The organism is Pseudomonas sp. CCC3.1 (genome assembly GCF_034347405.1).
GTDB lineage: Bacteria > Pseudomonadota > Gammaproteobacteria > Pseudomonadales > Pseudomonadaceae > Aquipseudomonas.
Genome location: NZ_CP133778.1, coordinates 5736028 through 5760001 on the forward strand (window position 1 = coordinate 5736028; position 23974 = coordinate 5760001).

At 59.1% G+C, this 23974-nt stretch carries 21 protein-coding genes; 13 read left to right on the plus strand and 8 right to left on the minus strand.

The window, feature by feature from the left end; all coding sequences use genetic code 11:
* Positions 1 to 57: 57 nt before the first annotated feature.
* From choV to RHM56_RS25310, 3 genes are all read right to left on the minus strand, one after another.
* Positions 58 to 1236, minus strand: a complete 1179-nt coding sequence (choV, locus tag RHM56_RS25300; protein WP_322237087.1) for a choline ABC transporter ATP-binding protein — start codon at positions 1234 to 1236, stop codon at positions 58 to 60.
* Complete coding sequence (gene choW / locus RHM56_RS25305) at positions 1233 to 2078, minus strand: choline ABC transporter permease subunit (protein WP_322237089.1); 846 nt, start codon at positions 2076 to 2078, stop codon at positions 1233 to 1235. The genes choV and choW overlap by 4 nt, the downstream gene beginning before the upstream one ends.
* A gap of 69 nt (positions 2079 to 2147) precedes the next feature.
* The gene (locus RHM56_RS25310) at positions 2148 to 3095 is read right to left on the minus strand and encodes a choline ABC transporter substrate-binding protein (RefSeq protein ID WP_322237091.1); all 948 of its coding nucleotides are present in this window, start codon (positions 3093 to 3095) and stop codon (positions 2148 to 2150) included.
* 358 nt (positions 3096 to 3453) lie between these two features.
* On the opposite strand from RHM56_RS25310, the gene RHM56_RS25315 reads away from it, so the two are divergent.
* Together RHM56_RS25315 and RHM56_RS25320 are read left to right on the plus strand one after the other, a co-directional pair.
* Positions 3454 to 4830: an L-serine ammonia-lyase gene (locus RHM56_RS25315; protein WP_322237093.1), complete on the plus strand. Its 1377-nt coding sequence runs from the start codon at positions 3454 to 3456 to the stop codon at positions 4828 to 4830.
* A 473-nt stretch (positions 4831 to 5303) separates the two neighbouring features.
* On the plus strand, positions 5304 to 6407 hold the full coding sequence (locus tag RHM56_RS25320) for a GlxA family transcriptional regulator (RefSeq protein WP_322237095.1): 1104 nt from the start codon (positions 5304 to 5306) through the stop codon (positions 6405 to 6407).
* Between the two features lie 101 nt (positions 6408 to 6508).
* Here RHM56_RS25320 and RHM56_RS25325 read toward each other — a convergent pair whose 3' ends face one another.
* The 3 genes from RHM56_RS25325 to RHM56_RS25335 form a co-directional block, all read right to left on the minus strand.
* Entirely contained in the window at positions 6509 to 6766 is a 258-nt protein-coding gene (locus RHM56_RS25325; protein ID WP_322237097.1) for a hypothetical protein, read from the minus strand.
* A 248-nt stretch (positions 6767 to 7014) separates the two neighbouring features.
* A complete protein-coding gene (locus RHM56_RS25330) occupies positions 7015 to 7431 on the minus strand; it encodes a DUF3010 family protein (protein ID WP_322237099.1) in 417 nt (138 codons plus the stop codon).
* 14 nt (positions 7432 to 7445) lie between these two features.
* Positions 7446 to 7847: a lysozyme inhibitor LprI family protein gene (locus RHM56_RS25335; protein WP_322237101.1), complete on the minus strand. Its 402-nt coding sequence runs from the start codon at positions 7845 to 7847 to the stop codon at positions 7446 to 7448.
* Between the two features lie 229 nt (positions 7848 to 8076).
* Here RHM56_RS25335 and RHM56_RS25340 point away from each other — a divergent pair, with 229 nt between their 5' ends.
* The 6 genes from RHM56_RS25340 to RHM56_RS25365 all read left to right on the plus strand — a co-directional run bounded on the left by RHM56_RS25340 (position 8077) and on the right by RHM56_RS25365 (position 16012).
* Positions 8077 to 9054, plus strand: coding sequence for a dipeptidase (locus RHM56_RS25340; protein WP_322237103.1), 978 nt, complete (start codon positions 8077 to 8079; stop codon positions 9052 to 9054).
* Between the two features lie 213 nt (positions 9055 to 9267).
* Entirely contained in the window at positions 9268 to 9798 is a 531-nt protein-coding gene (locus RHM56_RS25345) for a 4-vinyl reductase (RefSeq protein WP_153335141.1), read from the plus strand.
* Positions 9799 to 9813: 15 nt separating this feature from the next.
* Complete coding sequence (gene dgcA, locus RHM56_RS25350) at positions 9814 to 11874, plus strand: dimethylglycine demethylation protein DgcA (RefSeq protein ID WP_322237106.1); 2061 nt, start codon at positions 9814 to 9816, stop codon at positions 11872 to 11874.
* Between the two features lie 114 nt (positions 11875 to 11988).
* Positions 11989 to 13932, plus strand: coding sequence for a dimethylglycine demethylation protein DgcB (dgcB, locus tag RHM56_RS25355; protein WP_322237108.1), 1944 nt, complete (start codon positions 11989 to 11991; stop codon positions 13930 to 13932).
* Positions 13929 to 15140 (plus strand): electron transfer flavoprotein subunit alpha/FixB family protein, encoded by a 1212-nt coding sequence (locus tag RHM56_RS25360; RefSeq protein ID WP_322237110.1) that lies wholly within the window; start codon positions 13929 to 13931, stop codon positions 15138 to 15140. The genes dgcB and RHM56_RS25360 overlap by 4 nt, the downstream gene beginning before the upstream one ends.
* A 101-nt stretch (positions 15141 to 15241) precedes the next feature.
* Positions 15242 to 16012: an electron transfer flavoprotein subunit beta gene (locus RHM56_RS25365; protein ID WP_322237112.1), complete on the plus strand. Its 771-nt coding sequence runs from the start codon at positions 15242 to 15244 to the stop codon at positions 16010 to 16012.
* Between the two features lie 505 nt (positions 16013 to 16517).
* On the opposite strand, the gene gbcA is transcribed toward RHM56_RS25365, so the two are convergent.
* The gene (gene gbcA / locus RHM56_RS25370; RefSeq protein WP_322237113.1) at positions 16518 to 17810 is read right to left on the minus strand and encodes a glycine-betaine demethylase subunit GbcA; all 1293 of its coding nucleotides are present in this window, start codon (positions 17808 to 17810) and stop codon (positions 16518 to 16520) included.
* A 281-nt stretch (positions 17811 to 18091) separates the two neighbouring features.
* On the opposite strand from gbcA, the gene gbcB reads away from it, so the two are divergent.
* From gbcB to RHM56_RS25385, 3 genes are all read left to right on the plus strand, one after another.
* Complete coding sequence (gbcB, locus tag RHM56_RS25375) at positions 18092 to 19192, plus strand: glycine-betaine demethylase subunit GbcB (protein ID WP_322237116.1); 1101 nt, start codon at positions 18092 to 18094, stop codon at positions 19190 to 19192.
* A gap of 208 nt (positions 19193 to 19400) precedes the next feature.
* A complete protein-coding gene (locus RHM56_RS25380; protein WP_322237118.1) occupies positions 19401 to 19631 on the plus strand; it encodes a hypothetical protein in 231 nt (76 codons plus the stop codon).
* Positions 19628 to 19930, plus strand: coding sequence for a cell division protein ZapA (locus RHM56_RS25385; protein WP_019408532.1), 303 nt, complete (start codon positions 19628 to 19630; stop codon positions 19928 to 19930). Before RHM56_RS25380 ends, RHM56_RS25385 begins: the two co-directional genes overlap by 4 nt.
* Positions 19931 to 20042: 112 nt before the next feature.
* Here RHM56_RS25385 and RHM56_RS25390 read toward each other — a convergent pair whose 3' ends face one another.
* Positions 20043 to 21083 carry a low specificity L-threonine aldolase gene (locus RHM56_RS25390; RefSeq protein ID WP_322237121.1) on the minus strand — a complete coding sequence of 347 codons (1041 nt, stop codon included), beginning with the start codon at positions 21081 to 21083 and terminating at the stop codon, positions 20043 to 20045.
* 352 nt (positions 21084 to 21435) lie between these two features.
* Here RHM56_RS25390 and glyA point away from each other — a divergent pair, with 352 nt between their 5' ends.
* Positions 21436 to 22689, plus strand: a complete 1254-nt coding sequence (gene glyA / locus RHM56_RS25395) for a serine hydroxymethyltransferase (RefSeq protein WP_322237123.1) — start codon at positions 21436 to 21438, stop codon at positions 22687 to 22689.
* 22 nt (positions 22690 to 22711) lie between these two features.
* A complete protein-coding gene (locus RHM56_RS25400) occupies positions 22712 to 23962 on the plus strand; it encodes a sarcosine oxidase subunit beta family protein (protein ID WP_322237125.1) in 1251 nt (416 codons plus the stop codon).
* Positions 23963 to 23974 lie beyond the last annotated feature (12 nt).

Here is a 23974-nt window from a genome sequence, read left to right on the forward strand (position 1 = left end):
GCTACGCCGCCGGACGTAGCCTCGTTCTACTCGTCAACTGCTACGAGGGCTTAGCGATCAGCCCAGGTTTTTACCCAACAACGCGTGGTACAACTCGGTATCACCCAAGATCCCCACCACTTTTTGGTTGTCGTGCAGCACCAGTTTGTTGCCGGTCTGGTAACGGATTTGCAGCGCGTCTCGCATGCCGATACTCGAATCCACCAAGGTCGGTCCACGGCCCAGGGTTTCAACCGCTTGCCCGTGCTGCCACTGCTGCAAATCAACCACGCCCGCGCCATTACGCACGCCTTTGATGGTGTTGCCGTCCGCCAGATCAATCCACGAGTCATCCCCCGGATCAATGCACACCGAACCATTGATGCGTTTGCAGTTGTCCAGCGTGCGCATCAGGCTGCGCCCGCATAACACGTTCAGCGGGTTGGTATGCGCGACAAACGTGCGCACGTAGTCGTCGGCCGGGTTGAGCACGATTTCTTCAGGTTTGCTGTATTGGATGATCTTGCCGTCTTTCATGATCGCGATGCGGCTGCCCAGTTTCAGCGCCTCGTCCAAATCGTGGCTCACGAACACAATGGTCTTGCTCAGCTTGCGTTGCAGTTCCAGCAACTCGTCTTGCAGGCCTTGGCGGATCAGCGGGTCCAGCGCCGAAAAAGGTTCGTCCATCAGCAGAATGTCGGCATCCATCGCCAGCGCCCGCGCCAGGCCGACGCGCTGTTGCATGCCGCCGCTCAACTCGTCCGGCTTTTTATTGCGCCATTGGGTCAGGCCTACCAGTTCCAGTTTTTCGTCTACCAGCGTGCGCCGTTCTTTTTCGGGGCGGCCCTGCATTTCCAGGCCAAAGCTGATGTTCTCGCGCACCGTCAGCCACGGCATCAAGGCGAACTTTTGGAACACCATCGCAATGCGCTGGGTGCGCATCATTTTCAGCTCAGCGGGCGTGCACGACGCGATGTCGATTTGCTTGCCTTCATGCTCCACATACAACTGGCCACGGCTCACGGTGTTGAGGCCGTTGATACAGCGCAGCAAGCTGGACTTGCCAGAGCCGGACAAGCCCATCAATACACAAATCTCGCCTTTGTCGATGTCCAGGCTGGCTTTTTCAACGCCGACAATCTGCCCGGTCTTTTTCAGAATCTGGTCCCGCGAAAGGCCTTGGTCCAGCAGGCTCAACGCCTCACGCGGGTCTTTGGCGAAGATAACGTCAACCTTATCGAAGCGAATAATACTCATGCGTCAGCTCCTTTTTTGGCTTCCGGCTGTTTGCAGATCCGGTCGAGCATGATCGCCAGCAACACAATCGCCAGCCCGGCTTCAAAGCCCAGGGCAATGTCGGCCGTGTTCAGTGCGTTGACCACCGGTTTGCCCAGGCCATCAGCGCCCACCAGGGCGGCAATCACCACCATCGACAGCGACAGCATGATGCATTGGGTAATCCCGGCTGCGATGCTCGGCATGGCGTGCGGCAGCTCGATGCGGGTCAGTAACTGGCGGCGCGAACAGCCAAAGGCCTTGCCTGCGTCCAGCAGTTCATGGGGGACATCACGAATGCCCAGATAGGTCAGGCGGATCGGCGCGGCAATCGCAAACACCACGGTCGAGATCAGCCCCGGCACTACGCCCAGACCAAACAGGGTCAGGGTCGGGATGAGGTAAACGAAAGTAGGCACGGTCTGCATCAAGTCCAGCACCGGGCGCATAAAGGTATAAAACATAGGCTTGTGCGCGGCGAGAATCCCCAAGGGCACGCCGATGATCACGCAGACAAAGGTGGCAAACAGCACCTGCGCGAGGGTTTCCATGGTCTCTTGCCAATACCCCAGGTTGAGGATCAGCAGAAACGACAGCGCGACAAACACCGTGAGCCCCCACTTGCGTTGAATAAAATGCGCAAACAAGGCGATCAACCCGATAAACGCCAACGGGTTGAACCAGGTCAGCGCAAACGTCACGCCGTGAATCATCGCTTCGAGCGTGCTCGCAATGGCGTCGAAGGTGCTGGCCCCGTGTTTGGTCAACCAGTCAACGAAGTCTGCGATGTACTCGCCTAGAGGGATTTTGTGATCAATCAGCATGGTAGTGAACGTCCGCATGCAGGAGGAATTGAAACGGAGCCAGGCGGACACGCCGCCTGGCGCCCGCGATTACTTCGCGAGGCTGGCCTTGACCGCCTCAAGGCCAGGTTTGCCATCAATCGTGGTCACGCCCGCAAGCCAGGTTTCGAGCACTTGAGGGTTCTGTTTCAGCCAGGCCTTGGCGGCTGCGTCCGGCTTGATCTTGTCGTCCAGCACCTTGCCCATCAGGGTGCTTTCCATGTCCAGGGTGAACACCAGGTTTTTCAGCAACTGGCCCACGTTCGGGCATTCCTGGGTGTAGCCCTTGCGGGTGTTGGTATAGATAGTCGCCTGGCCATAGTTAGGGCCAAAAAAATCATCGCCGCCGGTGAGGTACTTCATCTTGAAGCGGGTGTTCATCGGGTGCGGTTCCCAGCCCAAAAACACCACATCGGTGCCACGGCGCTGAGCGCGATCCACTTGCGAGAGCATCCCGGCTTCGCTTGATTCCACCACCTTGAAGCCCGCGTCCTTAAGGCCGAAGGCGTTCTTGTCGATCATGGTCTGGATCATGCGGTTGCCGTCGTTGCCCGGCTCAATGCCGTAGATCTTGCCGTCCAGCTCTTTCTTGAATTTAGGCAAGTCAGAAAAGTCTTTCAGGCCTTTGTCATACAGCGCCTGAGGCACCGCGAGGGTGTACTTGGCGTTTTCCAGGTTGGCGCGCACGGTCTCCACCGTTCCTGCATCGCGGTAAGCCTTGATGTCGTTTTCCATGGTCGGCATCCAGTTACCGAGGAACACGTCCATGTTCTTGCCATCTGCCAGCGACTTGTACGTCACCGGTACCGAAATCATTGTGGTTTTGGTCTTGTAGCCCAGCGCATCCAGCACGGCGCTGGTGACGGCGGTGGTTACCGTGATGTCGGTCCAGCCGACGTCCGAGAAGTTCACGGTGCTGCACTGTGCAGGTTCGGCAGCCTGGGCGAGAACCGGCAGACTCAGCAATGCAGCCAACAGCAAGGGGGAGGAATGTTTCATGCAACAACTCCTGTGTGTCTGGGGGGCGGTTTTCGATTGAAAAGCCGCACGGATCAGTTGCGGTTGGACGATGCCCGGCAAACGTGCTGCCAACGCATCCAGCAATCGAGTCGAGACTGATCATGTAACAGCCAAAATCAAACGCCTACAGGGTGCGTCGCATCCAGTACAGGCAGGGTCGTATCTGATACCTGCGAGGTCGTATCTGGACGTTTCCTGCCCAAAAGCAGCACTTTTAGAGCGTCTGCACCGCATAAAACGGCGAAGGCGCTGGCAGGCAATAGCGGGTCGTAGCTGGACGTTTTCAGGCGATGCAAACGGCCCATGATGCCAATACATACCTACAAGGTTCTTGCTCATGGCTATCAGCGTGTTCGACCTGTTCAAGATTGGCATCGGCCCCTCCAGCTCCCACACCGTGGGCCCGATGCGGGCGGCTGCTCTGTTCGTGCAAGGACTGCGTGAGCGTGATCAGTTGCCACAGGTGCGACGCATTGAAGTGCAGCTTTACGGCTCGCTGTCGGCCACCGGCATCGGCCATGGCAGCGACAACGCCGTGATCATGGGCCTGATGGGCGAATGGCCAGATGCAATCGACCCGGCACACATCGGCCCGCGCATCACCGAACTGCACGACAGCCAAACGTTGTTGCTGGATGGCTACCTGCCCATTCCGTTCGTGTGGTCGAACGATATGCGTCTTATCGACGAAAACCTGCCGTTTCACCCCAACGCCATGACCTTGATCGCCGAAGGCCAGCACGGCGAACTGCACCGCGACACCTATTACTCGGTGGGCGGCGGCTTTGTGGTGGACGCAGCGCAAGCGGCCAGCGGTGTGCTGGACATGGATCGCACGGTGCTGCCTTATGATTTTTCCAGCGCCGTCGAACTGCTTAACCTGTGCCGCGAACACCACCTCAGCGTAGCCGCATTAATGATGGCCAACGAACGCACCTGGCGCAGCGAAGACGAAATTCGCTGTGGCCTGATCACACTCTGGCGTGCCATGCAGGACTGCGTCGAACAAGGCCTCAAACACGAGGGCATTTTGCCCGGCGGGCTGCACGTACGGCGCCGCGCTGCACGTTTGCATCGCAGCTTGCAGGAATTGGGCAAACCCAACGTCATCGGCTCCACCCTCAGCGCCATGGAGTGGGTCAACCTGTTCGCCCTGGCGGTCAACGAAGAAAACGCGGCGGGCGGGCGCATGGTCACCGCCCCGACCAACGGCGCGGCAGGCATCATCCCGGCGGTGTTGCACTACTTCATGAAATTCAGCGACGAGGTCAGCGAAGCCAACGTCGTTGACTATTTATTGAGCGCGGCGGCGATTGGCATCTTGTGCAAAAAGAACGCCTCTATTTCCGGTGCCGAAGTGGGTTGCCAAGGCGAAGTCGGCTCGGCGTGCGCCATGGCAGCGGCGGGGTTGGCGCAAATCCTCGGGGCCACGCCCGAGCAACTGTGCAATGCCGCCGAAATTGGCCTGGAACACAACCTGGGCCTGACCTGCGACCCGGTGGGCGGTCTGGTCCAAGTGCCGTGCATCGAGCGCAACGCCATCGCGGCGGTCAAAGCCATCAACGCCGCGCAAATGGCCCTGCGCGGCGACGGCCAGCACTTCATTTCACTCGACCGGGTGATCCGCACCATGCGCGACACCGGCGCCGACATGCACGACAAATACAAAGAAACCTCACGCGGCGGGTTAGCGGTGAGCGCGGTGGAGTGTTGATTGCCAGTCCCTGTAGCCGGCTGAAGGCACAGATATTATTAGAAATCGCTCAGATTTAATAAAACCGCCTGAAGAGTTCGTCGGGATGTTTAACTACCAGCCTGTCTGGTTTCGGTAGAAATCTTATGAGGTGTGTCGGGCGCGCTTTTTAAGCGCACAGCGCCCCCTTTCAGCGCACACCCTCCACCAGCACCTTTGGTGACACGGACGCGTCCTACGTGTTTCCCACAAGTGCTACCGATTTGCTCAACACGGCCCCGCGCCCTGCGCCACGTCTGTTTAGACGTTGTTTAAGCCTGCGTTCACCATCACCCACCTAGACGTATTACGACGTCGTTTTCAGATTTTATTGAATACCCATTCAAGTTTAGGCACGGCATTTGCGTTGTGATTGCAAAGCCCCCGCTAAACGTGGGCCATAACAAGAGCCTGCGCCTGGGGCCATCACCCGCTTTGTGTGAGGAGATACTGCGATGACGTCGTTCAACTCCGGGGCCCAACCCCAGAACCGTACGCCTCAATCCATCGGTTTTTTGCTGCTGGACAATTTCACGCTCATTTCCCTGGCCTCCGCGATAGAGCCCTTGCGCATGGCCAATCAGTTGTCCGGCCGTGAGTTGTATCGCTGGAGCACTCTCAGTGCAGACGGCAGCCAGGTGTGGGCCAGTGATGGCTTGCAAATCACCCCTGACGCCAGCATGCACAAGGCCCCGGCGCTGGACATGGTAATTGTGTGTGGCGGCATCGGCATTCAACGCAGCGTGACCCGCGAGCACGTTTCGTGGCTGCAAAGCCAGGCGCGTCAATCACGCCGCCTGGGTGCAGTGTGCACCGGCAGTTGGGCGCTGGCGTATGCCGGGTTGCTCGACGGGTTTGATTGCAGCGTGCACTGGGAATGCCTGGCGTCGATGCAGGAAGCCTTCCCGCGGGTGTCCATGAGTACTCGCCTGTTTACCCTGGACCGCAGCCGCTCCACCAGTTCGGGCGGCACGGCGCCGATGGACATGATGCTGCACCTTATTAGCCGCGATCATGGCCGCGAACTGTCGGCGGCGATCTCGGAAATGTTTGTGTATGAGCGCATTCGTAACGAACAGGATCACCAGCGTGTGCCGCTCAAGCACATGCTCGGCACCAATCAGCCGAAGTTGCAGGAAATCGTCGCGCTGATGGAAGCCAACCTTGAAGAACCCATCGATCTTGATGAGTTGGCGGTGTATGTGACGGTGTCGCGCCGTCAGTTGGAGCGCCTGTTCCAGAAGTATTTGCACTGCTCGCCGTCGCGCTACTACCTCAAGCTGCGTTTGGTGCGGGCGCGGCAGTTGCTCAAGCAAACACCCATGTCGATTATCGAAGTGGCGGCGGTGTGCGGGTTTGTCTCGACGCCGCACTTTTCCAAGTGTTACCGCGAGTATTTTGGGATCCCGCCACGCGATGAGCGCGTGGGCTCTAATACGGCGCAGCAAACCACGCTGGTGGCGATTCCGCATTCGCTGTTGCTGGCGCCATTGGCCGGGCCGATGTCGGCGCTTAATCAGGCGCGTAATGAATCGACGTTTGCGAGTGTGAGGGTGTAGGGCAAGGTCAAAGCCCCTGTAGGAGCGAGCTTGTCTCGCGATCTTTTAAAAAATCAAAAGATCGCGAGACAAGCTCGCTCTTACGAGTGACTTGCTTTCGCTTAAATGATCTTGCTTTGCTTGAACTGCACCAGCCCCGGCAGCAGTTGCTGGTCGATGGCCTGGCGCACCGCAGGCAAGATGGTCGCGCTGCTGGTGTAGAGTTTTTCGACCAGGCCTTTGAGTGCGCGGGCATTGGTTTCATTCAGTCCGCACACCACGCTTGAGCACGCTTGTTCAGCGTTACCCGACACGTCAAAGCCCAGCGAACGCAGTTGGCTCAGCAGGTCCTGCTCATCAATCAAATCTGCGTGCATCATGTTTTTTCCCTTTCACAGAGGCGCGATCGAAGCTTGATTCTGGTAGCGCTTCTACAAAGGGGCAAGCAGGGTTTAAAGGGATGTCTGGTATGCCTAAGAACAGGTCGTTTTTGACTAAGTAAGCGCACTCAGGGCTGGGCACACTGGCATCAGCAACACTGTCGAGGGTTTGGTCACCGTCTCGGCATCACACACTATTGGCCCCGAACCTGTCACGGCAGGTTCGGGGCTTTTTTGTACTCGTTTTTTTAACCTTTGAGCAGCGCTGCACACGCCGCTTTATAAGCGTCGTGCTGGTATTTGTTCAGCGATGCAGGCAGGTCGAACGCATGCTTTTTGAATTGCGCGTTGAGGGTTTGCGGTGACAGCAATTGCACCTCGCACGCGTCCAGCAACTGGATGATGCCTTCGATCTTGAAGGTCGTCGGGCCACCGGCGAATTCGCCTTTTTTGCTGCGTTTTTTGATTGCGATACGGGTGATGGCGTTGGCCTTCACAAACGCTGCGATCTGCACGGCGAAGGCTTTGACGTTGGCGGCGTCTTCATCGTCGTCGAGGGCGATTTTTTTAGTGGCAATCGCCACGTGTTCCAGGCCCTGTGCGCCTCGGGTCGCCAAGGCGAAAATGGCTTCGCTGCCTTTGATTTCGATACCGCAAATAGTCATAAAAGCCCCACAGGTCATTCCTGACCAATCGATTCCAAAAATTCCGAGCGATCATCACTGATGGCCGCCATGCAGTCGTTTTGGGCGATGTTGAACGCTTCGGTGCCCGCCGTTGCCGGGAACACCACAATCGCGCAATCGGCATCACGCTGGTGCAGCCACAGCGCCTGCGCCGCTTTGATCTTGCTGGTGATGTTGTTGAGCTGGGTCGCGTTGCTGCCGTAAAGCGACTTCATGCGCGCTTGCAGCGCTTCGAAGTTTTCGGCCAGCAATTGCTCTGCGGCCTGTTTGCTGTACACCGAACACGCCAGTGTTTGCTGGTCGTTCTCTACCGCATCACACGGGTTGTAATCGGCATCATCGGCGGCGTACGCACCACTGGTGATCAACGCCAAGGCCAGGAGAATCGATTTCATTGCGGCTTCCTAATCCATAGTTGGGGCCGATTCTGGCTTAAGCGTCGGCCAATTAACAGCCGCGCCTCGTAAGCAAAGGTCAGGGCCGCCTCACGCTTTGTCGCGGATTGACGCTTTCGGCAATCGCGCTGTCGCTTTTGCACCCGGCTGTTTTTAACCCCAAGCCTATGCTGGCCCCAAAGCGCCGGCAGACGATTCGGCGCAGCAATCGCCTATAAGGGGACGCCTGATGAGCCCAGCCGAGTTGCACGCAGACAGCATCGTTATCGACGGGCTGATCATTGCCAAATGGAACCGCGAGTTGTTCGAAGACATGCGCAAAGGCGGCCTGACGGCCGCTAACTGCACGGTGTCGGTGTGGGAGGGGTTTCAGGCCACGATCAATAACATCGTCGCCAGCCAGACCCTGATCCGCGAAAACAGCGACCTGGTGATCCCGGTCAAAACCACTGCCGACATTCGTCGCGCCAAGGAGCTGGGCAAAACCGGGATCATCTTCGGCTTCCAGAATGCCCACGCGTTTGAAGACCAATTGGGTTACATCGAGATCTTCAAACAGCTCGGCGTTGGCGTCGTGCAGATGTGTTACAACACGCAAAATCTGGTGGGCACCGGCTGCTATGAACGCGATGGCGGGCTCTCGGGTTTCGGCCGCGAAGTGGTGGCTGAAATGAACCGCGTCGGCATCATGTGCGACCTGTCGCACGTGGGCTCCAAGACCTCTGAAGAAGTCATTCTCGAATCGAAAAAACCGGTCTGCTACTCGCACTGTTTGCCGTCCGGCCTCAAAGAACACCCGCGCAATAAATCCGACGCCGAACTCAAGTTCATTGCCGACCACGGTGGCTTTGTCGGCGTGACCATGTTCGCGCCGTTTCTGGCCAAGGGCATTGATTCGACCGTCGACGATTACGCCGAAGCCATCGAGTACACGATGAACATCGTGGGCGAAGACGCGATTGGCATTGGCACCGACTTCACCCAAGGCCACGGTCAGGACTTTTTCGAAATGCTGACCCACGACAAAGGCTATGCCCGACGTCTGACCAGCTTCGGCAAGATCATCAACCCGCTGGGCATCCGCACCGTGGGCGAGTTCCCGAACCTCACCGAAACCCTGCTCAAGCGCGGCCACAGCGAACGCGTGGTGCGAAAAATCATGGGTGAGAACTGGGTTGGTGTCCTAAAAGACGTCTGGGGCGAGTGAATATCTCTGGAGCCTACTGCGCTCGCCGATAGCCGCGTCAGGTCCTCGCGCCAAACTCGCCGTACGTCCCGTACTGTCTCGCTTGTCGCTCCGGTCCTTCCTTGCTCTCGACGAGCTCGCTACGGCTCCAAAGGCATTCACACAGCTTTTTTATAAGAGCAAGGCCAAAGCCACGCCAAGCAAAACAACGAATCAATTTTTGGAGTTGTACTCATGGCTAAAATCGCCCCGCAATTACCGATCGAAGTCGACAGCGAGACTGGCGTCTGGACCTCTGACGCGCTGCCAATGCTCTACGTGCCACGGCATTTTTTCGTCAATAACCACATGGGCATCGAAGAGGTGCTGGGCGCTGACGCCTATGCCGAGATTCTCTACAAGGCCGGTTACAAGTCCGCCTGGCACTGGTGCGAAAAAGAAGCCGAATGCCATGGCCTGGAAGGCGTTGCGGTGTTCGAGCACTACATGAAACGCCTGTCGCAACGCGGCTGGGGTCTGTTCACCATTCAGGACATCGACCTCGACAAAGGCACCGCCACGATCAAGCTTGAACACTCCTGCTTCGTGTATGTGTACGGCAAGGTCGGGCGCAAGGTCGACTACATGTTCACCGGCTGGTTTGCAGGTGCCATGGACCAGATTCTGCAAGCGCGTGGCAGCCAGATCCGCACCGTAGCCGAGCAGGTTTATAGCGGATCGGAAGAAGGCCACGACCACGGCCTGTTTATCGTCAAGCCGTTGTAAGTCGAGGATCGGGATATGGCGTTCGAAGCAATGTTTGAGCCGATTCAAATCGGCAAACTGACCATCCGCAACCGCGTGCTGAGCACCGCGCACGCTGAGGTCTATGCCACCGATGGCGGCATGACCACCGAGCGTTACGTGCAGTACTACGAGGAAAAAGCCAAAGGTGGCATTGGCCTGGCGATTTGCGGCGGCTCATCCGTGGTGGCCATCGACAGTCCGCAGGAGTGGTGGAGTTCGGTCAACCTGAGCACCGACCGCATCATCCCGCACTTCCAGAATTTGGCCGACGCCATGCACAAGCACGGCGCCAAAATCATGATCCAGATTACCCACATGGGCCGTCGCTCACGTTGGGATGGCTTTAACTGGCCCACCCTGATGTCGCCGTCCGGGGTGCGTGAGCCGGTGCACCGCGCGACCTGCAAAACCATCGAGCCCGAAGAAATCTGGCGCATCATCGGCAACTACGCGAGTGCGGCGGGTCGGGCTAAAAAAGGCGGGCTGGACGGCGTGGAACTGTCGGCGGTGCACCAGCACTTGATCGACCAGTTCTGGAGCCCGCGGGTTAACAAACGCACCGATGAGTGGGGCGGCAGTTTTGAAAACCGCATGCGCTTTGGCCTGGAAGTGCTCAAAGCGGTGCGCGCCGAAGTCGGCCCGGATTTCTGCGTGGGCATACGCCTGTGCGGCGACGAATTTCACCCCGATGGCTTGAGCCACGAGGACATGAAACAAATCGCCAAGTATTACGACGACACCGGCATGCTCGACTTTATCGGCGTGGTCGGCTCGGGGTGCGACACGCACAACACCCTGGCCAACGTGATCCCGAACATGAGCTTTCCGCCGGAGCCGTTTTTGCACCTGGCTGCTGGCATCAAAGAAGTGGTCAAGGCGCCGGTGCTGCACGCGCAAAACATCAAAGACCCGAACCAGGCCACACGCATTCTGGAAGGTGGCTACGTGGACATGGTCGGTATGACCCGCGCCCACATCGCTGACCCGCACCTGATCGCCAAAATCAAAATGGGCCAGATCGACCAGATCAAACAATGTGTGGGCGCCAACTACTGCATCGATCGCCAATACCAAGGGCTGGATGTGCTGTGCATTCAGAACGCTGCGACGTCGCGTGAATACATGGGCGTGCCGCACATCATTCAGAAAACCACCGGGCCTAAACGCAAAGTGGTGATCGTCGGCGCAGGCCCGGCCGGGATGGAAGCCGCGCGGGTGGCGGCTGAACGCGGGCATGACGTGACTGTTTTCGAGAAAAAAGAGGCAATTGGCGGGCAAATCACGACCGCCTCCAAAGCCCCGCAACGTGACCAGATGGCCGGCATCACGCGCTGGTTCCAACTGGAACTGGCGCGGCTCAACGTTGACCTGCGCTTGGGCACTGCCGCCGATGTGGCGACCATTCGCGACCTGCGCCCCGACATCGTGGTGTTGGCGGTGGGCGGGCATTCGTATGTGGAACAGAACGAACATTGGGGCGCGGCCGAAGGGCTGGTGGTCAGCAGTTGGGACGTGCTCGACGGCAAAGTGGCGCCGGGCAAAAACGCGCTGGTGTACGACACCATTTGCGAATTCACCGGCATGTCCGTGGCCGACTTTCTGGCGGACAAAGGCGCGCAGGTCGAAATCGTTACCGATGACACCAAGCCGGGTGTGGCGGTGGGCGGCACGTCATTTCCCACCTACTACCGCAGCCTGTACCCCAAAGAAGTGATCATGACTGGCGACATGATGCTGGAGAAGGTCTACCGCGAGGGCGACAAGCTGATTGCTGTGCTGGAGAACGAATACACCGGCGCCAAAGAAGAACGCGTGGTCGACCAGGTGGTGATTGAAAACGGCGTGCGCCCGGACGAAGAGCTCTACTACGCACTCAAGCCGGATTCGCGCAACAAGGGCCAGATCGACGTAGAAGCGTTGTTCGCCATCCAGCCGCAGCCATGCCTGAGCGAAGCGGGCGACGGCTACTTGTTGTTCCGTATCGGCGACTGCGTGGCGCAGCGCAACGTGCATGCCGCCATCTATGACGCCCTGCGGTTGTGCAAGGATTTCTAAGCAGCGACCCATACCTTTGTAGGAGCGAGCTTGCCTCGCGATCTTTTGATCTTTGAAAAGATCGCGAGGCAAGCTCGCTCCTACAGGGATCGTGTGAGACCTGGGAGCTTCATCATGCTGACTATCATCCTTCCCATCCTGTTATTCGCCGCCCTCGCGCTCGCCGTTTTTGGCGCCGTGCGGCGCATGGCTATGTGGCGTCGGGGCCGCCCGGCCAAGGTCGATCTGCTCGGCGGGCTGCTGGCTATGCCGCGTCGCTACATGGTCGATTTGCACCACGTGGTGGCCCGCGATAAATACATGGCCAACACCCACGTCGCCACGGCTGGCGGCTTTGTGCTGGCAGCGGTGCTGGCGATTCTGGTGCACGGGTTTGGCGTGCAAAACCGCGTGCTTGGTTACGCGTTGCTGTTCGCCACGGCGCTGATGTTTGTCGGCGCGCTGTGTGTGTTTAAACGTCGTCTCAATCCACCGAGCCGGCTGTCCAAGGGGCCGTGGATGCGCCTGCCGAAAAGTCTGCTGGCGTTTTCAGCGAGCTTTTTTATCCTCACCTTGCCGGTCGCAGGTGTGCTGCCTGAAGGCTTTGGCGGCTGGTCACTGGCCGCGTTGCTGGCCGTCGGCGTGGCGTGGGGCGTTAGTGAATTGTTCCTGGGCATGACCTGGGGCGGGCCAATGAAACACGCCTTTGCGGGCGCTTTGCATCTGGCCTGGCACCGCCGCGCCGAACGTTTTGGTGGCGGTCGCTCGACGGGTTTGAAAGCCCTCGACCTGACCGACCGCAGCGCGCCATTGGGTGTCGAGAAACCCAAGGACTTCACCTGGAACCAGCTGCTCGGCTTCGACGCCTGCGTGCAGTGCGGCAAGTGCGAAGCCGCGTGCCCGGCCTTTGCTGCTGGCCAGCCGCTGAACCCGAAAAAGCTGATTCAAGACATGGTCGTCGGGTTGGCGGGCGGCACTGACGCGCAGTTTGCCGGCAGCCCGTACCCCGGCAAACCGATTGGCGAGCATGGCGGCAACCCGCATCAACCCATCGTCAATGGCCTGGTCGACGCCGACACCTTGTGGTCGTGCACCACCTGCCGCGCCTGTGTCGAAGAGTGCCCGATGATGATCGAGCACGTGGACGCCATCGTCGACATGCGCCGCTTCCTTACCCTGGAAAAAGGCGCGACCCCGAACAATGGCGCGCAGGTGCTGGACAACCTGATTGCCACCGATAACCCCGGCGGCTTTGCTCCCGGCGGACGGATGAACTGGGCGGCCGATTTAAACCTCGACGTGATGCGCGACAAACCCTCGGTGGACGTGCTGTTTTGGGTCGGTGATGGCGCTTTCGACATGCGTAACCAGCGCACCTTGCGTGCGTTCGTCAAAGTGCTGAAAGCGGCCAAGGTCAATTTCGCCGTACTCGGTCTTGAAGAACGCGACAGCGGCGACGTGGCCCGGCGTTTGGGCGATGAAGCCACGTTTCAGGCGCTGGCCAAGCGCAACATTCAGACGTTGGCGCAGTACCGGTTCCAACGCATCGTGACCTGCGATCCGCACAGTTTCCATGTGCTGAAAAACGAATACGGCGCCTTTGGCGGCGACTACCTAGTGCAACATCACAGCACCTACATGGCCGAGTTGCTGGCGGCCGGGGAACTGAACGTGAGTGCCGACACGGGTGGCAGCGTGACTTATCACGACCCGTGCTACCTGGGCCGCTACAACGGTGAATACGAGGCGCCGCGTGCGGTGTTGCGTGCGCTGGGCATTGAAGTCAAAGAGATGGCGCGTTCTGGCTTTCGTTCGCGGTGCTGCGGAGGGGGCGGCGGCGCGCCGATTACCGACATTCCCGGCAAGCAGCGTATTCCCGACATGCGCATGGACGACATTCGCGAGACCGGCGCCGAGCGCGTGGCCGTGGGCTGTCCGCAATGCACCGCCATGCTCGAAGGCGTGGTCGAGCCCCGGCCGCTGATCAAAGACATCGCTGAATTGGTGGCTGATGCGCTGGTTGAAGCTCCGGCACCGGCCAAAACGGTCAAGCGCGCAACCGAAGAGGTGATCGCATGAGTGACATTATTCGTCGCGACCCGCGTGCCGAGTGGATCGCCCGCAATCGCCTGCACCCGCTGCACGCGGCCATGCAACCGGCACAACTGAGCTGGATGGGGCCCAACGGCGTGCTGCGTAAAAATGTGCACGGCGTGGGGTTTATCGGCCCTAACGGCATCAAGCGCATAGACCGCAGCGGCGAACAGCAAGCCGGGGCGAGCAAACGTACGGCCAGTGTTGAGGTGCAATTGCCGCTGCATCAGGTGGCGGCCCCTGCGTTTTATATCGCCGTGGTGCCGGACATGGTCGGTGGCCGCTTGAGCAGCCACGACCGCGACCTGCTGGGGCTGGCCCATCAATTGGCTGGCACAGACGGCGCGGTGCTGGCGGTGGTGTTTGGCGAATCCAAAGAAACCGCCTTTGCCACAGCGGGTGTTGACCGCTTGTTGCGGCTCGACAGCCAAGGTTATGCACCGGAGCAACAGGTCGTGGGGTTGCGGGCTGTGGATAACCAGTTCGCGCCCAAACATTGGTTGCTGCCGGACAGCCGTAGCGGCGGCGGTGAATTGGGTCGACGCTTGGCGGCCAGCCTGGGCGAGCGCCCAGCCACACGGGTGTGGCAAGTCAAGGACGGCCAGTGCGTCGGCCGTGCCGGGGCCGGGCTGCAAGACGTGGCGCAACCTGTGCCGCGCTTGATTTTGGCTGCGGCGGAATGCGCGGAGCCGGTGAGCGAAACCCGGCATGAAGCGCTCGAAGTGGAGTTATCCACAGAGGCGCCGCGTTGCTTGCCGCGTATAGAAGACCTGGGCGCAGTGGACGTGGACCCGGCAGCGATTCCCATGGCGGAGGCGGAATTCATCCTTAGTGGTGGCAATGGCGTTAAGGACTGGGGACTTTTCCACAAGACGGCCGCCGCGCTGGGGGCCACAGAAGGTGCGTCACGGGTGGCGGTGGACGATGGCTTTATGGGCCGCGAACGCCAAGTGGGCGCGAGTGGCACGTGGGTGACGGCGCGGGTGTATGTGGCGGTCGGTATCAGCGGCGCGATCCAGCACCTGCAAGGCATTGGCGCCTGCGACAAAGTGGTGGCGATCAACCTGGACCCGGCCTGCGACATGATCAAGCGTGCGGATTTGTCGGTGATCGGCGATGGCACAGCGGTGCTGCAAGCACTGATAGAGGCTGTTGATAACTGGCGGCATGGCGCGAAACAAGACGCCGCCTGACCCTCTGTAGGAGCGAGCTTGCCTCGCGATCGTTTGATCTTTTAAAAGATCGCGAGGCAAGCTCGCTCCTACGGGTTTTGCACTGGTTTGGAGAGTTAGGTATGACCATCGCTACCGTTGCACTGGTTTCAATCGGCGCTCACCCGGCCTCGGGCCGCGCCCGCCGTGCGGAACACGACGCCCGTGCTGTCGAGCTGGGCCTGCAACTGGCTGGGGATAACCTGCATGTGTTGCACGCGGGCAACCCGCACGAACCGGCTCTGCGCGCTTATCTGGGCATGGGCCTGGACGAACTGCATGTGCTGGAGCAGCCGGAGGGCAGCGATGCAGTGCCGATACTGCGCGACTATTTACGCGAATCTGGCGTACAGCTGGTGCTCACGGGCAGCCAGGCCGAAACCGGCGAAGGCTCGGGCATGCTGCCGTACCTGCTGGCTGAGCAACTGGGCTGGCCGCTGCTCGCGGGCGTGGCGCAGATCGAATCTATCCACAACGGCGTGGCGCTGGTGCTGCAAGCGCTGCCCCGTGGTCAGCGTCGGCGCCTTAAAGTGCGCCTGCCCTTTCTGGCGACTGTGGATAACGCCGCCCCCAAGGCACGTCAAAATGCCTACGGCCCTGCTACACGCGGGCTGATCGGTGTCGAAGCCGTTGAGGTGGTGATGGATGACTTATCCACACAGGGCGCTTTCCAGGCTGCGAAGCCGCGCCCCAAGCGCTTAAAAGTGATCAAAGCCAAAAGTGGCGCAGACCGTATGAAAGCAGCCACCGCCAAGGCGGCCGGTGGCTCGGGCCAAGTGCTCAAAGGCGTGAGCGCCGAAGAGGGCGCGCAGGCGATTTTGAAGTTATTAATCGAAGAAGGCGTGGTGCGCTGAGTTGCCCACAAAGTCTGTTAGCGCTTATGTGGATAAGTTGTTTGCTGTCGGCTAAGCGCTATACAAATCAAGGCTTACAGGCTTCTGATCAAAAAACACCCAAATGCCGTTGTTATCCACCGCTTACTGCTTAAACCCTTGAAGAATGGCGGCTTTACAGGGTTTTCCACAGTCGGGGAGGGCGGTGCATAAGTTGCGCACAATCTCTGTTGGCGGTTATGTGGATAACGTGTTCACGGTTGTCTACAGGCCATGTAAACCGTGGCTTTCAATGAATTGTACAAAAAACAGCCAATTGAGCTTTTCGGGATAACTTACCCACTTCCCCACAATTGCTGTGGGTGTGCCTGTGGATAAGATGTTGGTGAAGGGCTGCGCGCCTTTGATTGCGTGGGTTTTACACAGTTGATCAAAAAACAACCTGAACCTGTAGGAGCGAGCTTGTCTCGCGATCTTTTAAACGTTCAAAAGATCGCGAGGCAAGCTCGCTCCTACAGTTTTTTGATTACTGGGCGACGATGCCTTTGAGGTACGACGCTGGCGCCGCGCCCAGGTTGTTGAGCAGGCGCTCGCTGTACCAGTCCACAAAGTTGACCACGCCAAACTCATAGGTCTGGGAGTACGGGCCCGGCTGGTAAGCCACGGAGTTGATGCCGCGCTGGTTTTCTTCGGCCAGGCGACGGTCCTGGTCGTTGGTCGCGTCCCAGACTTTGCGCATGCGCTCTACGTCGTAGTCCACGCCTTCTACCGCGTCTTTGTGCACCAGCCATTTGGTGGTCACGATGGTTTCTTGCGGGCCGACCGGCCACACCGTGAACACGATGATGTGGTCGCCCATGCAGTGGTTCCACGAGTGCGGCAAGTGCAGGATGCGCATCGAGCCCAGGTCCGGGTTTTTGATCCGGCCCATGAGTTTTGCACAGCCTTGTTTGCCGTCCAGCGTCATGGACACGGTGCCCTTGAGCAGCGGCATGCGCACGATGCGGTTACGCAGGCCAAAACTGGCGTGGGCGTACGGGATTTTTTCTGCGTCCCAGGCCGCTGCCGAGGCGGCCACGTGGTCCTTGAATGCTTGGTCGGCGCGCGGGTCGGTGACGTCGTCCCACTCCAGCAGGGTTTTCAACAGCTCAGGGTGCGACGCGTTGCAGTGGTAGCACTCGCGGTTGTTTTCGAGCACCAGCTTCCAGTTGGCTTTTTCGACCAGGGTGGTTTGAATCGCCACCTTGGTGTTTTCCATGTCGTAGGGTTCCATGTAGTGGTTGAGCGTGGCCAGAAACTCGTCAATCGCCGGTGGGTTTTCAGCCAGGCTGATAAAGATGTAGCCGCCAGCGGTTTTCACGTTCACCGGCTTCAGGCCGTATTGCTTCATGTCGAAGTCGGCGCCCATTTCGGTGCCGGCAAACAGCAGACGCCCGTCCAGCTCGTAGGTCCACTGGTGGTAGTGGCACACCAGCTTGGCGACTTTGCCCTTGTCGCTGGTGCACAGCCGTGAGCCGCGATGGCGGCACACGTTATGAAACGCATGCACCTGACCCTCGGCGCCGCGAATCACGATGATCGGGTTTTTGCCCACTTGCAGGGTCAGGAAGTTGCCCTTGGCCGGGATCTCGCAGGTCATGCCCGCAATCAGCCACTCCTTCTGAAAAATCTCCTGCATGTCGATGTCGAACAGGCGTTCGTCGTTATAAAACGGCTGCGGCAGCGAAAACGTGCGCTCGCGGTTTTGCAGCATCTCGGCGGTGGCCTTGCGTGCGGGTTCCAGTGGATCGCCCAGGCTCAAGGTTGCGGTGACGTCCATCGTTGTAGTCCTCATGGCCATTCGATGTGGCCTAAAAGTAGCTGATCAGGGTTCGACGCAAGGCATAGCAATAAACGTTATGTGTGGCGCTGAGTGTGCGTTCGAAGCGCCGACATGCCATATCTGCGGGCGACATGGCCCAATCTGTTCCCGACGCGCGAGCCCCTGTTATCAGGGGCTGGTCGCGATAAGTATGTGAATGTCGTGAATAGATAAATGGCCGCCTTTGGGCATGCGCAGAATCGCCATCAAGAGGCCGGCTGTCGGCCGTGGAGAAGCGTATGTCCAACAGCTTTCTGAATCCGGTTACTACCCAGACCTGGGCCAATGGTCGACACATCGTGCGTTGCGTCAAAGTGATTCAGGAAACCTGGGATGTGCGCACCTTCTGCTTTATGGCTGACCAGCCGATTTTGTTCTTTTTCAAGCCGGGCCAGTTCGTGACCCTGGAGCTGGAAATCGACGGCGACCCGGTGATGCGCTCGTACACCATCTCCAGTTCACCGTCGGTGCCGTACAGCTTTTCGGTGACCATCAAGCGCGTGCCGGGCGGGCGGGTGTCCAACTGGCTGCACGACAACCTGCAAGAAGGCCAGGAGCTGGCTGTGCACGGGCCGGTCGGGCTGTTTAATGCCATCGACGCGCCGAGCCCCAAAGTGCTGTACCTCAGCGGCGGCGTAGGCATTACCCCGGTGATGTCGATGGCGCGCTGGTTTTACGACACCAACGCCAACGTCGACATGGTGTTTATCCACAGCGCTCGCTCACCCAAAGACATCATTTATCACCGCGAGCTGGAACACATGGCTTCGCGCATCGACAACTTCAGCCTGCACCTGATCTGCGAGAAGCATGGACTGGGCGAGCCGTGGGCGGGTTATCGCGGCTACTTGAACCACAAAATGCTCGACCTGATGGCGCCCGACTTTATGGAGCGCGAGGTATTTTGCTGCGGGCCGACGCCGTACATGAATGCCGTGAAGCGTTTGTTGGAAAGCAACGGTTTTGACATGAGCCGTTACCACGAAGAGTCGTTCGGCGCGACGCCGCCCGAAGCGCGGGCCGACGCGGTTGAGCAAGCCGAGCAAGCCGCCGAGGCGCCGGAGCTGGACGTGGCGGACTTGAACCAGGTCGAATTCACCGCTTCTGGCAAAAGCATCCGCGTGGGCCCGGCCGAAACCGTGCACGCGGCAGCAGCCAAGCTGGGGCTGTTGATTCCCAAAGCGTGCGGCATGGGCATTTGCGGCACCTGTAAGGTGCTCAAATTGGGCGGCGAGGTCGAGATGGAGCACAACGGCGGCATCACCGACGAAGACGTGGCAGAAGGCTACATTTTGTCGTGCTGCAGCGTGCCGAAAGGGGATGTACGAATCGAATTCTGAAAGGGACTGTAGGAGCGAGCTTGTCTCGCGATCTTTTGATCCTTAAAAAGCTCGCGAGGCAAGCTCGCTCCTACAGTGTATTCGGGCGTCTCGGGAACAAAGGTTGCAAACCGCAGTCTTTAGGGCTCTTAAAGGCCGGTCGCCGCTAGCTTAGCGGCCGACTTTTCTTTATCGTACGCGCCCTCTGAAACTGCTTGAGAACACCACCATGATTGAGTCATCCCTTAGCAAACTGGAACAACTGGTCAGCGACCTGGTTCAGCAAAAGCAAGAACTGCTGGACGCCAACACTCAGCTCAACACTGAACTGGTCCAGGCCAAAGAAGAAAACGAAACCCTGCAATTGTCTCTGATGGAAGCTGAAGAGAAGCAAGGCGATACGGCTGCGCGCATTCAAGCCCTGGTTGAGCGCGCGAGCGTGAGCCCTGTCAACGCATGAGCGTGGACAGAGACGGTGTAAGCGTCGTCTCGATCCTGGGTAACGACTACACGATCAAAGCGCCGGAAGGGGAGAGACAAACTCTGCTGGCCGCCACGGTCATGTTGAAAGCTGCCCTGGCCGAAACGAAAAGAAAGTACCCGAGCTTGATCGGGGACAAATTGCTGGTGTTGGCCGCGTTGAATCTGTGCTCGCAGCAGATTGAATTGCAACTGAGCCACAAACAGGAACTCGACCGTTATCAAGAGCAAGTCAGCGCCACGGTCGATGTGATTGAGCGAACCCTCGGGCAAGTCTGAACAATCACAAAATCCTGTAGTCGCTGCCGAAGGCTGCGAGAAGGACCGCAGGGCCTTCAAAAAACGGGTTGCGATGCAACCCTTCGCAGCCTGCGGCAGCGACTACAGGTGTTCAGCCCGCCATCACTTCCCGAATATCCGCCGCCAATTCCCGCACCCGCGCTTCTTCGGTGTCCCATGAGCACATGAAACGTGCGCCGCCTTTGCCGATAAAGGTGTAGAAACGCCAGCCCTTGGCGGTCAATGCAGCCACTGCCGGTTCCGACAATTGCAGAAACACACCGTTGGCCTCGACCGGAAACATCAGTTCAACGCCTGGAATGTCACTCACCAGTTGGCTCAGCAACTGTGCGCAATGGTTGGCGTGGCGCGAGTGTTTGAGCCACGCGTCGTTTTCGAGCAGGCCCACCCACGGCGCTGACAAGAAGCGCATTTTCGACGCCAGTTGCCCCGCCTGTTTGCAGCGATAGTCAAAGTCCACCGCCAAATCGTGGTTGAAGAACAAAATTGCTTCGCCCACCGCCATGCCGTTTTTAGTCCCGCCAAAGCACAGCACATCCACCCCGGCTTTCCAGCTCAGTTCGGCAGGCGAGCACTCAAGAAATGCACAGGCGTTGGAGAAGCGGGCGCCGTCCATGTGCAGCAGCAAGCCCAGCTCTTTGCAGGTGGCGCTGATGGCACGGATTTCTTCAGGGCGGTACACGCTGCCTACTTCGGTGGCCTGGGTGATGGTGACCACGCGGGGTTTTGGGTAGTGGATGTCTTTGCGCTTGGTGGCGATCTCGCGGATCGACTCAGGGGTGATCTTGCCGTTTTCGGTGCGTGCCAGCAGCAGCTTGGAGCCGTTGGAGAAGAACTCCGGGGCGCCGCATTCGTCGGTTTCGACGTGGGCGGTTTCTGAGCAGATCACGCTGTGGAAGCTTTGGCACAGCGACGACAGGGCCAGCGAGTTGGCGGCCGTGCCGTTGAAGGCGAAGAACACTTCGCAGTCGGTTTCGAACAGTTTGCGAAAGTCGTTGGCGGCGCGCAGGGTCCATTCGTCATCGCCGTAGGAGCGTTGGTGGCCGTGGTTGGCTTTTTCCATGGCAGACCAGACTTCGGGGCAGATACCGGAGTAGTTGTCGCTGGCGAATTGTTGGCTCTTATCAGTCATTTCCCGGTTCCGTGGTCGAAGGGTGTGGTGCACTTTATCCAAGAATGCGGCAGGTGCACAGGCACCGGCTTAGAGACAGAAATTGCCTACGCGGCAATTGCCCCTAAGCGACATCTATCCCTGTAGCCACTGCCGCAGGCTGCGATAAGGATTGAAGGGGCTTCGCCTTTAAAACCGGGGCCGCTGCGCTGCTCATCGCAACGGCGACAGAGATTTGCTTTTGCGCCATGTCGTAAACGCACCATTGCGTGGCGTGCGCAGGCATTTGATCGGCCTGCACCAGCTCTACCATCTGGCTCAAAGGGCACAAGCCTCACCGAGACGAATGGCGCGCTGGCGCTGGGAGTACGCAATGTTCAGCAAACAGGATCAGATTCAGGGTTACGACGATGCCTTGTTGGCGGCGATCAACGCCGAAGATCAGCGTCAGGAAGATCACATTGAGCTGATCGCTTCCGAAAACTACACCAGCCAGCGTGTGATGGAAGCCCAGGGCAGCGGCCTGACCAACAAGTACGCTGAAGGCTACCCTGGCAAGCGTTATTACGGCGGCTGCGAGCACGTGGATAAAGTCGAGCAACTGGCCATCGAGCGCGCCAAGCAACTGTTCGGCGCCGATTACGCCAACGTGCAGCCGCACTCGGGCAGCCAGGCCAACGCGGCGGTGTACCTGGCGCTGCTCAATGCTGGCGACACGGTGTTGGGCATGAGCCTGGCGCACGGCGGGCATTTGACCCACGGCGCCAGCGTCAGCTTTTCGGGCAAGTTGTACAACGCGGTGCAGTACGGCATCGACACCGCCACCGGGCTGATCGACTACGACGAAGTGGAACGTTTGGCGGTTGAGCATCAGCCGAAAATGATCATCGCCGGGTTCTCGGCTTACTCAAAAACCCTGGATTTCCCACGCTTTCGTCAGATCGCTGACAAAGTCGGCGCGTACCTGTTTGTCGACATGGCCCACGTGGCCGGGTTGGTTGCGGCGGGCTTGTACCCCAACCCGCTGCCGTACGCTGACGTGGTGACCACCACCACCCACAAAACCCTGCGTGGGCCGCGTGGTGGGCTGATCCTGGCCAAGAGCAACGAAGCGCTGGAGAAGAAATTCAACTCCGCCGTGTTCCCCGGCGGTCAGGGCGGGCCGTTGATGCACGTGATCGCCGCCAAGGCTGTGTGCTTTAAAGAAGCGCTGGAGCCGGGCTTCAAAGCGTATCAACAACAGGTGATCGACAACGCTCAGGCCATGGCCGAGGTGTTTATCAAGCGCGGCTACGACGTGGTCTCGGGCGGCACCGACAATCACCTGTTTTTGGTCAGCCTGATTCGTCAGGGCTTGACCGGCAAAGACGCCGATGCGGCCTTGGGCCGTGCGCACATCACCGTCAACAAAAACGCCGTGCCGAACGACCCGCAATCGCCTTTCGTGACCTCGGGCCTGCGCATCGGCACTCCGGCAGTGACCACCCGCGGTTTTAAAGTGGCGCAGTGCACGGAATTGGCGGGCTGGATCTGCGACATTCTCGATCACCTCGGTGACCCTGACATTGAGGCCGATGTGGCCCGTCAGGTGACGTCGCTGTGCAAAGACTTCCCGGTTTATCGCTGAGCGCGGTTTTGGAGTAATTCCTATGCAACGGTACTCAGGCTTCGGCCTCTTCAAACACTCCCTCAGCCACCATGAAAACTGGCAGAAAATGTGGCGCACGCCGACCCCGAAAAAGGTCTATGACGTGGTCATCGTTGGCGGCGGCGGGCACGGGCTGGCCACTGCTTATTACCTGGCCAAGGAACACGGCATCACCAATGTGGCCGTGGTCGAAAAAGGCTGGCTGGGCGGCGGCAACACGGCGCGCAACACTACTATCGTGCGTTCCAACTATTTGTGGGACGAGTCGGCGCACTTGTACGAACACGCCATGAAACTGTGGGAAGGGTTGTCTCAAGACCTGAACTACAACGTGATGTTCTCGCAGCGCGGTGTGTACAACTTGTGCCACACCCTGCAAGACATGCGTGACTCGGAACGCCGGGTTAGCGCCAACCGCCTCAATGGCGTGGATGGCGAGTTGCTCAACGGCAAACAAGTGGCGGACGAAATTCCGTATCTCGACTGCTCAAAAAATACCCGCTACCCGATCATCGGCGCCACCGTGCAACGGCGCGGCGGCGTGGCCCGTCATGACGCCGTGGCCTGGGGCTTTGCCCGTGCGGCAGACGCGCTGGGTGTGGACTTGATTCAGCAGACCGAAGTGCTGGGGTTCCGCAAGGAAAACGGCGTGTGCATCGGCGTTGAAACCAGCAAAGGTTTTATCGGCGCCAAGCGCGTCGGCGTGGTCACGGCCGGTAACTCCGGGCACATGGCGCGCCAGGCCGGGTTCCGTCTGCCGATCGAATCGCACCCGCTGCAAGCGTTGGTGTCGGAGCCGATCAAGCCGATTATCGACAGCGTGATCATGTCCAACGCCGTACACGGTTACATCAGCCAGTCCGACAAGGGCGACCTGGTGATCGGTGCCGGTATCGACGGCTGGGTCGGCTATGGTCAGCGCGGCTCGTACCCGGTGATCGAGCACACCATTCAAGCGATTATGGAAATGTTTCCGGTGTTGTCCCGCGTGCGCATGAACCGTCAATGGGGCGGCATCGTCGACACCACGCCTGACGCCTGCCCGATCATCTCCAAAACCCCGGTGCCGAATCTGTTCTTCAACTGCGGCTGGGGCACTGGCGGTTTTAAAGCCACGCCGGGCTCGGGCAACGTGTTCGCCGCCAGTTTGGCCAAAGGCGAAATGCACCCGCTGGCGGCACCGTTTTCTATCGACCGTTTCCATAACGGCGCCCTTATTGACGAACATGGCGCTGCGGCTGTCGCCCACTAACAGAGGAAATAC